Origin of the sequence: Acinetobacter sp. C26M (assembly GCF_023702675.1) — a bacterium.
Classification (GTDB): Bacteria; Pseudomonadota; Gammaproteobacteria; order Pseudomonadales; family Moraxellaceae; genus Acinetobacter.
Window position 1 is genome coordinate 1681968 of sequence record NZ_CP098478.1, and the last position, 13877, is coordinate 1695844.

10 protein-coding genes are annotated in these 13877 nt (G+C 40.3%); 8 read left to right on the plus strand and 2 right to left on the minus strand.

Annotated elements, in window-relative coordinates; all coding sequences use genetic code 11:
- Window positions 1-207: 207 nt before the first annotated feature.
- From NDN11_RS07560 to NDN11_RS07585, 6 genes are all read left to right on the plus strand, one after another.
- Window positions 208-936 carry a HesA/MoeB/ThiF family protein gene (locus NDN11_RS07560; protein WP_502801371.1) on the plus strand — a complete coding sequence of 243 codons (729 nt, stop codon included), beginning with the start codon at window positions 208-210 and terminating at the stop codon, window positions 934-936.
- Window positions 937-992: 56 nt separating this feature from the next.
- Window positions 993-2291 carry an ABC1 kinase family protein gene (locus tag NDN11_RS07565; RefSeq protein WP_251111279.1) on the plus strand — a complete coding sequence of 433 codons (1299 nt, stop codon included), beginning with the start codon at window positions 993-995 and terminating at the stop codon, window positions 2289-2291.
- Between the two features lie 26 nt (window positions 2292-2317).
- The gene (gene folB, locus NDN11_RS07570) at window positions 2318-2698 is read left to right on the plus strand and encodes a dihydroneopterin aldolase (RefSeq protein WP_167246614.1); all 381 of its coding nucleotides are present in this window, start codon (window positions 2318-2320) and stop codon (window positions 2696-2698) included.
- Window positions 2655-3089, plus strand: coding sequence for a 2-amino-4-hydroxy-6-hydroxymethyldihydropteridine diphosphokinase (locus NDN11_RS07575; RefSeq protein ID WP_167246616.1), 435 nt, complete (start codon window positions 2655-2657; stop codon window positions 3087-3089). The genes folB and NDN11_RS07575 overlap by 44 nt, the downstream gene beginning before the upstream one ends.
- 40 nt (window positions 3090-3129) lie before the next feature.
- Window positions 3130-3681 carry a DUF2799 domain-containing protein gene (locus tag NDN11_RS07580; protein WP_004806464.1) on the plus strand — a complete coding sequence of 184 codons (552 nt, stop codon included), beginning with the start codon at window positions 3130-3132 and terminating at the stop codon, window positions 3679-3681.
- Window positions 3682-3821: 140 nt separating this feature from the next.
- Window positions 3822-4280, plus strand: coding sequence for a hypothetical protein (locus tag NDN11_RS07585; protein WP_251111280.1), 459 nt, complete (start codon window positions 3822-3824; stop codon window positions 4278-4280).
- A 60-nt stretch (window positions 4281-4340) separates the two neighbouring features.
- Here NDN11_RS07585 and coq7 read toward each other — a convergent pair whose 3' ends face one another.
- Window positions 4341-4976 (minus strand): 2-polyprenyl-3-methyl-6-methoxy-1,4-benzoquinone monooxygenase, encoded by a 636-nt coding sequence (gene coq7 / locus NDN11_RS07590; protein ID WP_167246620.1) that lies wholly within the window; start codon window positions 4974-4976, stop codon window positions 4341-4343.
- Window positions 4977-4979: 3 nt separating this feature from the next.
- The gene (locus NDN11_RS07595) at window positions 4980-6299 is read right to left on the minus strand and encodes an MFS transporter (RefSeq protein ID WP_167246622.1); all 1320 of its coding nucleotides are present in this window, start codon (window positions 6297-6299) and stop codon (window positions 4980-4982) included.
- 162 nt (window positions 6300-6461) lie between these two features.
- Between NDN11_RS07595 and NDN11_RS07600 the strand changes: the two genes are divergently transcribed.
- Both NDN11_RS07600 and NDN11_RS07605 read left to right on the plus strand, forming a co-directional pair.
- Window positions 6462-9179, plus strand: coding sequence for an autotransporter assembly complex protein TamA (locus NDN11_RS07600; RefSeq protein WP_251111281.1), 2718 nt, complete (start codon window positions 6462-6464; stop codon window positions 9177-9179).
- Between the two features lie 51 nt (window positions 9180-9230).
- A complete protein-coding gene (locus NDN11_RS07605; RefSeq protein WP_251111282.1) occupies window positions 9231-13736 on the plus strand; it encodes a translocation/assembly module TamB domain-containing protein in 4506 nt (1501 codons plus the stop codon).
- Window positions 13737-13877: the final 141 nt, after the last annotated feature.

A 13877-nucleotide genomic window follows, 5' to 3' on the forward strand; every position in this document is an offset into this window, starting at 1 on the left:
TAACTTATTGATTTTATTAAGCTGTTAAGGAGTAAGAAAAATATTGGGGTAAAAATAGCTTTTTGTCAAAAGAAAATAGTGTTCGTTCCAATTTATTACTTTCCTCAAATCCTACATCGACTTAAAATCAGCATTACCCTTGATGATAAAGAAGCAAGTCACGTGTCAGACCATTTAGAAAACGAATTTGAGCTAAGCAATGAGGAAATGCATCTCTATAGTCGTCAGATTTTATTAGATGGTTGGGATATCGAAGCACAAGAAAAACTCAAACTTGCCAATGTACTGATTATCGGTGCAGGGGGAATTGGCTGTACCAGTGCTGAGCTACTAGCACGCGCAGGTGTGGGGAAAATTTCCATTGTTGATGCTGATACTATTGAGATAAGTAATCTTCAAAGACAAATCGCATTTACAGCAAATGATTTAGGTCGATATAAAGCCGAAATTTTGGCAAAACATCTACAAGACATTAATCCACATATACAGGTCAGCTATCAAAATATACGATTCGATGAAACGAATGCTGATGAACTCGTACAGCATCAAGATGTAGTCTTAGATGGCTGTGATAATTTTACCACCCGTTATCTGGTCAATGCGGTGTGTAAAAAGCATCAAGTACCACTCATCAGTGCTTCAGCCATCGGTTTTGAAGGGCAGATGTTTATGGTGGAATCGGATTCAGCTTGTTATGAATGCCTCTTTCCAAAAGAAGAGCATGCCAATGAAGGCCTACGCTGTGCAGAGTCAGGTGTATTGGCAACTACGCCTGTAATGATAGCGTCATTACAAGCACATCACACTTTGCTGTTTTTAGGGCTTGGTCTGATGCCACTCAAGCAAAAACTGTTGCTTTGGAATGGTTTGAATTTATCGCAACGCATTCTTAAATTTGAAAAAGATGTAAATTGTCCAGTTTGTCAGGCAACTTGATCGGTAAATTGAGCAAAATTTGCTAAACTAATGCCATCTGTGAGGCAAGAAAGATTATGAAAAGAAATATTTTATTCGATGGATTACGATCTGTTGCACGTATTGGTGAAACAGTGGTGGTTGCAGCACAAGCAGGTGTGAAATATGCAACTGAAAAACCAAGCAACGCCAAACTTATGCGTGAGACCTTTGAGTCGCTTGGCTCGACTTATATCAAACTGGGACAATTTATTGCCAGTACGCCGTCTTTATTCCCACGTGAATATGTTCAGGAATTCCAAGGCTGTTTAGATCAAACGCCTACTTTACCGTTTAGCTATATTCAAAAAGTATTGGCAGAAGAGTTCGAAGGTCGCAATCTCAATGAAATTTTCAGTTTTATTGACGAAAAACCTTTGGCTTCCGCCTCAATTGCACAAGTCCATGCTGCTCGATTAGTCACGGGCGAAGATGTGGTATTAAAGGTTCAAAAACCTGGTGTAGAAACCATTTTATATACCGACTTAAATGTGGTGCATTGGGCGACAAAACTTTTAGAAAAAGCTGTGCCAAAAATCAAGTTTGCGTCGCTTTCTGAAATTGTAGATGAGATCAAAACACGTATGGTACGTGAAGTTGATTTTATTGAAGAAGCTCAGAATTTGGATGATTTTATCCAGTACTTAAATGTGTCTGGTAACCAAGCTGCAACTGCGCCAAAAGTTTATCACCAGTTTTCGACTCGCCGTGTGCTCACGATGCAGCGTTTATATGGTGTGTCATTGACTGACTTTGATGTGGTGAAACAATACGCTAAAGACCCGACGCAAGTCTTGATTACTGCGATGAATACTTGGTTTGGCAGCTTAATGCTATGTAAGAGTTTCCATGCGGATTTACATGCAGGTAATCTGATGTTACTTGAAGATGGGCGTATTGGTTTTATTGATTTCGGTATTGTTGGGCAGTTAAACCCTGAAGTATGGACAGCATGTATGGCGTTTATGGATGCTTTACAGCATACCAATTACAACGCAATGGCTGAAAACATGCTGAAAATGGGTATGACCCATCAGAAAATTGATACCCAAGTATTGGCTGATGATTTAGAGCGTTTATTTAGTGGTGTGTTATTGGCAGATCCACAAGAAATTCTCAGTTCCAATCCAGCAGATTTGAATGACATCATGATGGACATGGTAGCTGTAGGCGAGCGTCACGGTATCAAATTCCCGCGTGACTTCGCTTTGTTATTCAAGCAAATGCTATATTTTGATCGTTTCATGCGTGTTCTCGCACCATATATCGATATTTATGCTGACCAACGTTTAAAAATGGTTCACAATATTGAACCTGCTTCGTTTTTAAAGCATTAATTTATTTATCGGTTCATTAGGTCATTATGGATGCCATTATAATTGAAGGATTGAAGGTTGATACTGTGGTTGGCTGTTTCAATTGGGAACGCCAGATTATTCAACCTTTAATGCTAGATCTCACCATTCATAATGATCTATCACAAGCTGCACACTCGGATGAGCTAGAAGATACGCTAAACTATGCGCAAATCTGCGAGCTTGCAGCTCAAGTCATACAAGAGGCGAAACCGAAACTGATTGAGCACGCTGCTCAATTGGTACTTGAATGTCTATTTACGACTTTCCCCTCGATCGAATCGATCAGTATCACCATTCGCAAACCCGCCATCATTGCACAAGCCAATGCAGTAGGAATTCGCCTTGAACGCAACAGAAACAATTTTTGCGCTCGCACTGGCGAGTAATGTCCAGCAACAACAAAATTTCACTTTTGCTTATGAACAGCTCTCAAGTTTGGGCGCAGTGGAATTTTCTCCGATTTATGAAATTCCATGTCGGGATGGGATCGGGGCTGATTATTGGAATTCTGCCTGCCTATTAAAGAGTCGCCTTTGTGTCGATGAAGTGACGGAAATCCTTAAACAATTAGAAATGCAATCTGGTCGAGTTCGTCCATCACACCATATCAGTTTGGATATTGATGTCATCGCATGGGGTGAAACTTTAGATCATATGCAATTTAATCCAAAAAAGTTACCATTGGCTTTGGATGTAAAAATTCCTCTATATGATTTATGGCAGCACGCAGATTTAGCCTATCTTCAAAGCATGCATTATCCTGTCATTACAATGTAATACTTTAATGAGGTAACACTATAATAATAGGAAGTTTTTTATGAAACTTATTTTAATTTTATCGACTTTAACGGTTTTACTTTCGGGTTGTGCGGCGATGAGTGTCGAGCAATGCAAAACAGCAAATTGGTTTAATGTGGGTGAAAGAGATGGCTCCGATGGGCATGAATCCCGTTTAGATAAATACTATTCTTCCTGTCAAAAAGCCAATATTGTGCCCAATCAAAAGTTATATGAGCAAGGGTATCAAAAAGGTCTAGGCTATTATTGCCGACCAGAAATTATATTTAGTGAAGCGCTCGAAGGTCGTGGTGATATTCGGGTTTGCCCAATCGAAAAACGTGAATCCTTGCGCAGCTACTATCAAGTTGCCAATGAATATTATCAAGCAGATTCAGAGTTTGATCGTTCTCAAAATGATATGAACCGTTATTTGAAAGAGCTGGAACGTAAAGACCTTTCAAGTAAAGTTCGGGATGATTATCAAAAACGTTTATATGATTTGCGCATCAATAGTAGTTGGGTACAGTCACGTTACCATCAAGCTGTTCGAAATCTAGAACGCTTTAAGGCCGAACATGGTTTGTATTAAGCAGTGATGCTTGAGTGATGATTTAAAAATCCATGGCTGCGTCCATGGATTTTTTGTTTGCGACGAACACACTTGAGTTACATACGCCTGTATACAAGGATGTTTAAATAGATAACAAGCGAATAATGAAGGAATTATTTATGCAAGCCAAGTTACTTATTGCTGTAGGGATTATCCTCTGTGGCAGCATGAACTCAGCCTATGCAATTGATGCCAAATATCGACAACAATTAGAACAATCAGGTTGCACCCAAGTCAGTGAAGCACAGGGCTGTGATATAACGAAAAGCAAAGAGGAAAATAGCCAGGCGGGATTTGTCGAGCAAACGGTAGAAGTACCTAGTTCGAGTATATCGACACAACAACCACAGTGGATTGCAGAAAGATCAGATGGTTCAACATTGGCTTTGATTAAAATTGATCAGCAGCAGCGGGTTTGGGTGAATGACACGCGTGTTATTGCAGTAAAGAAGAATGATCAGTTGAGTTTTAGACAGGGTAAAATCGACTACACGATTTTTACTGATTTAGATAAGCAGTCGCAAAGCTTTTGGAGTGACCGTTATTCAACTGATAAAGGCAAAATTATCTTTCGTTAATTTTTGATTGTATCTGTTAAAACAAAAGGGAATTACCTCGCAATAATTCCCTTGGATAACTTAAAGATAATAACTGGTTTTAGTCATGAGTTTTGAAATGGCAGTCATTGTAATCCGTACAGGCGCAGGTAAGTCTACACCACCTGCTTCTAAGGCGGTATCACGATGATGCAATTCATCTTCATTCATCTGGACTAAAATTTTACGTGAACGTTCATCATGTGCAGGAAGTTGTTGAATGTGTTCCTGTAAGTGTTGGCTAACTTGACGTTCAGTTTCTGCGACAAAACCTAGACTATATTTATCGCCTGCAATCCCTGCAATCGCACCCATACCATAAGATAGGCCATACCAAATTGGATTTAATACACTGGTGTGGCTATCTAGTTCTTTTAAACGATCTTCGCACCACGCCAAATGGTCTTGCTCTTCAATCGCCGCTTGCTGCATTTCTTCACGGACATGCGGTAATTTTGCAGTGAGTGCCTGACCATGATAAAGCGCTTGAGCACAGACTTCACCACTATGATTAACTCGCATCAAACCTGCAACATGACGGGCATCACTGACGCAAAGTTGTGAAGGTTCATCATTGGCAGGATTCGTCCGTTGTGCACTGGTTGCACCTGGTACCAAACTACGTAAGGCTTGATCAAACGAATGAATCATTTTATCGAGACCTGTGTAATGACGCATAGATTAATCCTCTAAAGTATTGGGAGCATTTTCCAATAAAGGTTTTAGGCGTTTTAATAACCAAAATGAAAAAATTGCACTTAAAACTGCGGTAATGGTAAATAATATTTTAATATCAATTTTTAAAATGCTTAAGATTAAAATTGAAAAAACTGCGGAAGAGACCATAAATACAGCATTTAAAATGTTATTTGCTGCGACAACACGCGCTCGGTGTGAGCGTGGTGAATAGGCCTGCATCATGGCATAGAGTGGCACAATATAGAATCCACCGCTAATGCCCAGCAAAGTCACTGCCAACATCACATGATAATAGACGGCACCGAGTGTAAACATATCTTTTAAGCTGAGTAACTCACCTGTACGTTCAGGCACAAAGGCTAGACTTGCTGCCAGATATAGCGCAAAAACGGTTAAACCAATTGCGCCATAAGGCACCATCTTGATATTAATATCTGACCCACCAATTTTTCGGCAAAGTAAAGAGCCAACACCAATCCCGACCGAGAAAAAGGTAAGCAACAGGCTTACCACATTTTCGGAAGCATGTAGATTTTGTTGTGTCAGTTGTGGAATTTGGGTTAAGTAGGTTGCGCCATAAAACCAATACCAAGAGTTACCTAACAGAATTACAAATACAACGGGGATGCTTTTTGCATATTTGATGGTTTGAAAACTGGTACGAATGAAGTTCCAATCAATTTTTAAATCGGGTGCTGCAACTTTCTGTGGCAGAATAAAACGGCTACATAAATAGCCTAAGCATGCGATCACCACAACGGTGACACTGATCCATAACAGATTGCCTTCAGAAGAAGCAATCACAGCACCACCTAGAATCATCCCCAGCAAAATCGCAATGGAGGTGCCAGATTGGAACAGCGCATTGCCTGACATTAACTCTTGTGGTTTTAAAATCTCAGGCAGAATGGCGTATTTGATCGGGCCAAAGCAGGTTGAATGGGTTCCCATTAAAAATAAGGCGAACAAGAGTAACCATAAATTTCCAAGTAGGAAGCCAGCGGTACCAATCAACATGATCACGATTTCTAATATTTTAATAAAGCGAATCAACTGTGATCGTTCGTACTTGTCGGCAATTTGACCAGCAGTCGCTGAGAAAAAGAAGTAGGGCAATATGAATAATAAAGCAGCTAAATTATTTAAGGTACTGACAGGGGCACTTTGTTGTTGAATCCACCCATAGGTAATAACTAAAAGCAGCGCTTGCTTATAAACATTATCATTAAGTGCGCCAAAGAACTGAGTGAAAAACATCGGGGCGAACCGACGTGATGTCATTAAGTGCTCGTCTTGTTTCATCGTGTGTTCACTTCATTGTGATTTATAAAAAAATGTGACGAACTGTAAAAAGGTGATGAAATGCATGTATGATACCAAGGTCTGATTGGATGAAAAATCAAAGATTTGAAGTTATTTCACCCATCAAAAACGATAAATTAAAAAACAAATTTAGAGTTTTACATGCCATCTAAAACGAAGTTTAAACAGTCGACACTGGTTCATTCTATGCATTTAATTTTTAAAATGCAGGGTTTTCCTAAACTTATTTGTAGTGGTTTTTTAATTAGTTCTTGCATATCAGGTGTTTATGCTCAAGAGCAAAATTTAACTATGCCTGAAAATCAAGCAGTTGAACAGACCGAACAGCCGATCGAATTGGCGGTTGTAGCGGCCGCGCCAACAGTTCCAGCAATCAATCTTGCAGATCAAGGGGTATTGCCAGGGCAAGACAGTTTGGCTGCGTTAAAAGAACAACAACAATCCACTAATCAAATTAACGAATTGAAACCGATTCAGTTGGATGACAATTTAGAAAATTTGCCTGTGATTCCTGTGGATCAAGGTATGGCAAATGAAATTTTCCGTGTTGCAGAAGATGCAAAGAACGAAGCGCAAGCGTATCGTGAGAATACTGCAAAGAATCCAGCACCAATTATTGCCGACGCATCACAGACTGAGCTGACTGAAATCAAGCAAGCACCGCTGAATATTGACCAGTTAATGGGTGAGATTCAAGCGGATAGTAAGATTGTGGTTGAGGCCAATGAAACTGGTAAAACATTAGCTGATTTGCAGCCTAAGTCTGATCAACCGCAGGAAAAGGTTGGATTCTTTAAACGAATAGTGAATCGTTTCCGTCCAGATAATTTACTCAGTACGGATAAAATTCCGCGTATTTCTGCAGATGTGACTGGCGCACCTGCGATTTTGGCACTGAATATCAAAGCCAAACTATCTAGCTTCACTCAAGAATCCTTTGAAGATTTTAATGTTGCCTTACCGCAATTGCGTGCTTTGACCAATCAGGCGGCACAGGCAGTAGGTTATTACAATGCCACTTATACTTTTGTGAAAGAAAGTGAAAGCAAAGTGAAAGTCATTGTAGTACCAAATGAACCCGTTAAGATTAAAGAACAAAATATTGAATTCACTGGGGCAGGTGCCAATACCCCGCAATTCCAAGTGATTCGATTAATTCCAGAGCAAGATGTCGGCGATATTTTTAATCATGGCGCTTATGAAGCAACCAAAACCAAAATTACCACGGTGGCTTCGGATAACGGTTATTTCGATGCATTTTGGCGATTACATGATGTCAAAATCACACAACCAGAAAAAACTGCTGAAATTAATTTAAATTATGAAACAGGCGAGCGATATAAATTAAAGAAAGTTGAGTATCGGATGAGTGATCCGAGCAAGCCATTGCCACTTACACAGAAGGTCCTAGATAGCTTGGCACCTTGGAAAGAGGGCGATGATTATGCCTTCTGGCGTGTCAATGCTTTGGCAAATAACTTAACCAATACCCGTTATTTTAACTATACCTTGGTTGATACGATCAAACCGGATGCCATTCAACCACCGTTGGATTTACCACCTGACTTACAAGCTTTGGTTGATCAGCAACGTGTGCAAGAATCACAATTGATGAATAGTCAACAAAAAGCAGATCTTGCCCGTGCAAAAATCACTTCGGCACAAGAAGTAACACAGGATGTTGTAGATGAATCACAGTTCTCTGGTGCTGAACCTGCACAACCTTATGCATTGGCTCGTTCAATGCCGATGCCGCCTGCACATGATGATGACGATGAAGAACGTCAGAAGCTCGAAGAACAAGCACGAGCAGAACGCAAAATTCCTGTTGTGGTGACGCTGAATGCCGATCGTTTAAATAGCCTTGAAACTGGTATTGGTTACGGTACAGATACTGGTGCGCGTATTCGTACTCAGTATCGTCGGGCCATCGTCAATAAATATGGTCATTCTTTCGATGCCAACGTCGAGGTTTCAGAAATCCGTCAATCGATTGATGGTCGTTACAGTATTCCGTATAAACATCCATTAAATGATTACTTTAACCTTGTTGGTGGTTATGAGCGCGAAACTCGTGATGACATTGGTCCAGATGTAAACCTATTGGTCGAATCTGCTGTACTGGGCGGTGAGCGTGTGATTAAAAATCCACTGGGGGACTGGCAACATACCTTTGGTTTACGTTATCGCTTAGATCGCTTGACCAAAAAAGGTGATGTGGATGTCGATAAATTGCCTGATGCATTCAAAGTTTCAGGAATTGATTCTGAGCAAGAATCTTTGCTGTTAGGTTATGAAGCATCAAAAACCAATACCAACACCCGTTTAAACCCAACGCGCGGATTCAAACAGACTTATAAAGTGGAATTGGGGACTGAGTCTTTACTCTCAGATGCCAATATGGCAATTGTAAGTGCGGGCTGGCGTTTTATTTATTCATTGGGTGAAAATGACAATCATCAATTCGTTGGGCGCGGTGATGCCAGCTATATCTTTACAGATGATTTTAATAAAGTGCCTTATAACTTACGTTTCTTTACGGGTGGTGATCAATCTTTACGTGGTTTCGACTATAAGAGTTTATCACCAGAAGAAAATGGCTATAAATTGGGTGGGCAAGCCTTAGGGGTTGGTTCCTTAGAATATAACTATCAATTTAAAGATGGCTGGCGTGCTGCTGTGTTCTCAGACTTTGGTAATGCTTATGACAAACAATTTAGCAACCCAACAGAATACAGTGTCGGTGTTGGTATCCGCTGGAGATCTCCAATTGGACCAATTCGATTAGATATCGCATCAGGTATTTCGAATGATAATAATCCAATTCGATTACATTTCTTTATTGGTCCACAGCTTTAAAAACTTTTTTAGCTCTGTACTTGATCAGGGCAAAACAATTTCGGGTTGATTATGACGGAAGTAGAGCAGCAACTTACCCCTCCAACTGAACCAAGACAACAGCGGCGTATTCTACGAAATATTCTGCTGATTGTACTGATCATTCTTTTATTATTGATCAGTTCTCTAGCTGTGATGATGTCAACGGACAAGGGTAGCCGTTTCCTATTAGATCGTGTACTTCAAAGCCAGAAAACCATTAAATATGAATATGAAAGTGGTAATCTGATCTCAGGTATTATCTTAAAAAATGTCTTGGTGAGATTAGAAGGAATTGATGTTTCTTTGGATCGTGCCGATGTGTCTCTGGGCTGGCGAGCCATCCTTAAAAAAGAAGTGCATCTTAGCCATGCTGATGTTCGTAATCTAAAAATTCTCGATAAGAAGCCACCTTCAGGCAAACCATTTGGATTTGACCCGATCAAACTTCCTTTTGTATTGCGGGTTGATGAAGCGAGCCTGGATCATTTAGAACTTCAAACCACCACATCTAAAGTCGATTTTAGCGATATTTATCTTAAAGATGCTTTGTGGTCTGAAACCAAATTAAAGTTCAAAGATTCACGCATGAAAATGGAGTTTTTGGCAGTAAATAAGGCAACAGGAGAAATGGATTTTAGTGGTAAATATCCACTTAATGCCACAGCTGACCTGATCATTCCATCACTTAAAAGCCTCGATATTGATGTCATTAAAGTTGCTGCCAGAGGCTCTTTAGATACGTTGAAAGTTGGTATTGCAACACGCACTCCTGATTTATTGACTGCTTGGGCGGTTGTACATCCTGTACGTGATCATGTGCCAATGAACGGTGAGTTGTTTTTTAAGAATTACCATTTACCTTTGTTGAAAGATCAGAAACTTTTTGCCAAAGATGGTGTGGCAAAATTTAATGGCGATATCCAAAAATTAGCTTTAAGTTTGAATACAGATTTAAAAGGCGAACAAGTGCCAGAGGGGCAATATACTGCGCTGATGGATACTGATTTAACTCATCAATTGAATATTCGTGAATTTAATGGCCAGTTGATGGGCGGTGCAGTGAGCTTACTGGGTTTTGTCAATTGGCATGATCATGTCTCTTGGGATGTTAAAGGGCGTTTGGATCGCTTGGACCTGAAAGACAAAACTGTTCCGCAAATTGCACAAGATTTCTTACCGCCAAATTTGGATGCGAGCTTGAGCTCAACAGGTTCAATGGAAAAAGGTTTGGTGCTGAACGCACAACTTGCGTTTGACAAATTTGAAACTTGGGCGGTTAAGCTGAATCAAGCAGAAGAAAAAGACAATAAAGCACAACCGATGTTGTTGGATGTTTCATGGAAAGGGATTGACCGTGCCATGCCATATATTGGCTGGCTCAGCAGTGAAGAAGGTCATACCAACCTGACATTAAAAGAAGGTCAGCAAGACATTTACCTCACCACAACGATTCGCCCGCATGAACAAGCGTTATTACCAACAGGAAAATATGATGCGCGTTTGGATGTAAAGGGTGATCTATTAGATGTGGAAAACTTCCGTTATGAAGCGGAAAAAGGCAGTTTGTCAGGTCAGGCCAAAGTTAAGCTGCCAACCGAGAAGCAGCAGCTTTCATGGCAAGCTCAGCTCAAAGCACAGAATTTTAATCCGCAAACTGTTACTGCGGCTGCACCGATTAACTTATTGAATGGTGAGATTAAAGCCACTGGATTTGCCAAGCCGAATCAACAAATTATTCAGCTTGAACAGATTGATTTAACAGGGCAATTGCCACAAGAAAATAAAACAGAAACGATCGCCCTAAAAGGCAAAAGTACTGCAGCACTGATTTTCCATGATGAGAAAGCTGGTGGCGGCTTTAAAAGCTTTGCTGTTGATTATAATGGTTCTCTGAATGCTTTGAATCAAGGCAATGGTGTATTAAAGATTAAGGTTGCAGGTACGCCTGATTACATCAAGATCAATGAACTTAATCATGATGGTGTTGCAGGAAAGATTTATGCGACGGGTGCGGTCAATCTCAAAGATAAATTGGGTTGGGATATTGACGCCTCATTAGTCCGTTTTAAACCACAATATTTTGTTTCAAGTGTCAAAGGTGAAGTTTCTGGGCGAGTTAAAACACTTGGTGTTTGGTCAGATAAGCTGAAACGTATTGATATTCGTGAGCTCAATGCCGCAGGTTTTATCAATAACAAGCCAATTCGAGGTCGTGGAAATCTAAGCTTGCTGCTGGATTCAAATCAAGAAGGATTCTTACCACAACAATTTGAAGCCAATGATTTATTCCTTGCTTATGCACAGAACCAACTTCAAGCAACTGGTAATGCACAAAATTTAGCTATTAAATTGAATGCACCTGCATTGTATGAGCTTTATCCAGGGTTGCGTGGGCGTGCTTATGGCAGTTTAAATGTACAGTCGAAACCTCGCTTGAAAGCTACAGCAAATATGGTGGTTGATAACTTTGCTTTTAATGATCTAGTGACGATTCGTTCGCTAAAAGTACAAGGTGAATTGCCTACCTCTGAAACTACACCAACACAACTTACTGCAACATTAGATCAGTTACGTAATGGTAATCGTGAAATTGAACATGCAACTTTGAATTTGGCTGGAACGCGTAAAGCACATCTATTAAAGATTGAAAGTAAAAACCGCCAATCTAATTTTTATGTACAACTTGCTGGTGGTTTTAATCCAAAAAATGATTGGTTGGGGTTGATTCAGAAAGGTAGCTTTAAATCTCACAATATCAATTTGGTACAGAACCAGAATGCTCCAATTATTTACACAACAGCGCAACAAGAGCTATATGTTGGTCAGCATTGCTGGCAAAGTGCAAATAGCCAATTATGTCTAGATCAAGCTGCACGGATTAGTAAGGAAAAAGGTAGCTTTTCATTTATTACTAAAAATCTAGATTTAAAAGACTTTACTGCATTCATGCCGGAGGGCTTGGCCGTAACAGGTCAACTCAATGGCTATGCTAAAGCATCTTGGGCTCAAGGTAGTCATCCTAAACTCGATGCACGATTGGTAACGCGCAAAGGTGAAATTGGATTGGCTGCGGACGATCCACAAGATCCTGCAACGACGGTAACCTATGACGAATTAAGTGTAATCGCAAAAAGCATCAGCGAAGGCTTACTGTTACGTGTTGATATGAAGACACCTGATATTGGTACAGGTTATGCCAATGTGATTATTAATCCATATCAGGCCAATATGCCAATGCGTGGTGAAGTTGCATTTGATGATGTGCAACTAAAAGTCTTTAAACCCTTTATTAAAGATGTACGTTCAATGTCTGGTACCTTGGCTTTGGCAGGTAAGATGAATGGTACCTTGACGCAACCAGAGTTCGTCGGTGAAATGCGCTTGAAAAATGGTGCAATTTCGATGATCTCTTTGCCTGTCAACCTTAGTAATATTCAGTTGTATTCCTCTATACGCCAGCAATCTGCAAGTATTGATGGTGCTTTTAATAGTGGTCAGGGTGTTGGACGCTTAAAAGGTAATTTTGATTGGAAAAATGATCCACATTTAAATCTGACGTTGAAAGGTGACAACCTATTGGTGCGTCAAGCACCAATGATCACGGCGATTGTAGAACCTGACCTGACATTAGATGTCTATCCATTTAATCAACGGTTAAGTTTGAAAGGCACAATTGATATACCGCGCGCTCGAATTTCAATGCCTGAAAGTTCTGCAACCGTAGTGAACTTGTCACCTGATGTTCGTGTGGTTCAACAAGGTCAGGATTTGCTTGCGACGTTAAAAGCAGCAAAGCCTTGGGATATTCGTGCCGATATGACCGTGACTTTAGGCAATCAAGTCATTTTCCAAGGTTTTGAAAGTACCATTCCATTGGTTGGTCGTTTGCACTTATCGCAACGCGGTTTGGAAACGGCAATGCGTGCCAATGGTGCGATCGGTGTAAGTCAAAAAGTGAAGATCGAAGCCTATGGTCAAAGTCTTGATTTGAACCGAGCGATTGCACGTTTTAATGGACCATTGGCGAATCCAACCCTAGATATTGATGCAAATAAACCTGTTCAAGGTAGTATGGTCGGGGTACGCGTCACGGGTACTGCCACTGTACCGAATATTCAAATTTATAACGATGCGGGATTGTCGGAACAGGAAGCATTGAATGCCTTACTCACAGGCCGTATTAATGAAGGTAACAGTGGTTTAAGCAATACCGAAGGCTTTAAGTCTGACGTGAATAATACCATTGCTGCTGCGGGTATTAGTATGGGCTTGGGGGGTACGCGTGCTTTGACCAACCAGATTGGTCGAACCTTTGGTCTAAGCGGTTTGGCATTGGATGCACAGGGTACGGGGGATGATACACAAGTAAGTCTGACAGGTTATATCACGCCAGATTTGTTTATTCGTTATGGTATTGGTGTATTTACCCCAGTGAATAAATTGACCTTGCGTTATCAGATGAACCGACGTTTATATCTGGAAGCGAGCCAGTCTTTAGAACGTGCGATTGACGTATTCTACAATTGGAGGTTCTAAACAGGATTTATAGCTTGATTTAGAATCAGAAAGAGGAATTATTTCGATGAAATAGTTCCTCTTTTTTATGTTTGTAACACTCCCCCAAACCGCTAAAAAAACATCCTCATAAAAATTAATCAGGACAGATATATTAACTGT